This window comes from Paraburkholderia sp. UCT2 (assembly GCF_014397665.1).
GTDB classification, from domain to species: Bacteria; Pseudomonadota; Gammaproteobacteria; order Burkholderiales; family Burkholderiaceae; genus Paraburkholderia; species Paraburkholderia tuberum.
Genome location: NZ_VZQO01000127.1, coordinates 1 through 1,431 on the forward strand (window position 1 = coordinate 1; position 1,431 = coordinate 1,431).

Genomic DNA, 1,431 nt, shown 5'->3' on the forward strand with positions numbered 1-1,431 from the left:
GAGCTAACGTCAAGAGTGGTGTATGGGCAGCTTGATAGCGTTCGGCTTCAGGCGGCGAGTTTCTGCTGAACCGGTTGATCGCCTTGCACCGGTTCGCCGTCCCTGAAGGCAATGCCCTCCAGCAACAGCTTGATCTGCTCAGGGCCGTTGATACGGCGCCAGGTTTTCTCGGCTTCCTCGATCAGCTTGAATGCCAGACCGAGGAAGGTTGGTCGCGACACGCAGTTGCGGGTGCGAGTCGTCCGGTGGCGCACGGTCGCGAATGTCGACTCAATCGCATTCGTCGTGCGCAAATGCTGCCAGTGCTCGGCGGGGAAGTCGTAAAACGCCAGCAGGCTCTCCCGGTCCTTCTTCAGCGTTTCGGTTGCCTTCGGATATTTCGCGGCGTAGACCGTCACGAAACGATCGAACGCGGCGTACGCGTCGGCGCGCGTCGCCGCCATCCAGATCGCCTGCAGGTCGGCCTTCGCGCGCCCCTGTTGCGACTTCGGCAGCGCGTTGAGCACGTTGCCCATCTTGTGAAACCAGCAGCGCTGGCCGCGCGTTGCAGGAAACACTTCCTCCAGTGCGGCCCAGAAGCCCATTGCGCCATCACCGACGGCCAGCAGCGGACCACCCTGCAAGCCTCGCGATTTCAGATCGAGCAGCAGTTCCTGCCAGGACGCCTTCGACTCCCGATACCCGTCGCCGATTGCCACACGCTCCTTGCGCCCATCCGGCCTCACGCCGATGATCACCAGCAGGCACTGGCCGTCCGAGCTCTCACTGCGCAGGCCGGTATGAATGCCGTCGACCCACCAGTACACGTAGCGCGAGTTCGACAGATCACGCCGGCTCCAGCTGGCGTGCTCATCGCCCCATTGCGCCTTCAGGCGACTTACCACGTTCGCCGACAACCCCTTGGCGTCCTCGCCCAGCAGCACGCCCAGCGCTTCGCTCATATCGCCCGTCGAAATGCCCTTCAGATACAGCCACGGCAGCGCGGCACTCACGCGCGGCGACTTCCGCACATACGGCGGCACAATCGATGAATTGAACTTCACACCTGATCCTGATCGATCGCGAACCTTCGGCACCTTCACCGCAATGGGGCCGGCCGCCGTCAGCACCTCGCGCTCCGGCAGATAGCCATTGCGCACCACGGCACGCTGTCCGTGCAGGGTTTTAACGTTCTCGAACCGCTCCAGCAGCGCCGACAGCTCTGCTTCGATTGCCTGCTGGATCACCTGCCGCGCGCCCTGGCGCACCAGATCGTCCAAGCCCAGACCGACTTCCGATAGACCGACGACTTCTTTTTCCGTAAACTTGCTCATGGTGGATGGTTTGTTGTTTGCTGGTTTCCGACTTCGACAATCAGATTCTCAGCTGAAACCTCCACCGCCTTCAATCTCCCGCCTCAAATCCCCCATACACCAGATTCGAGCTTAGCTC

Annotated in this window: 1 protein-coding gene; it reads right to left on the reverse strand. The window is 61.8% G+C overall.

Features of this window, described 5'->3' with window-relative positions:
* Positions 1-47: 47 nt before the first annotated feature.
* Complete coding sequence (locus F6X39_RS36030; RefSeq protein ID WP_187620141.1) at positions 48-1,313, reverse strand: IS256 family transposase; 1,266 nt, start codon at positions 1,311-1,313, stop codon at positions 48-50.
* Positions 1,314-1,431: the final 118 nt, after the last annotated feature.

Coding starts and splice junctions, on each gene's coding strand:
- F6X39_RS36030 (WP_187620141.1), bottom strand. CDS start 1,313: ATGAGCAAGTTTACGGAAAAAGAAGTCGTCGGTCTATCGGAAGTCGGT.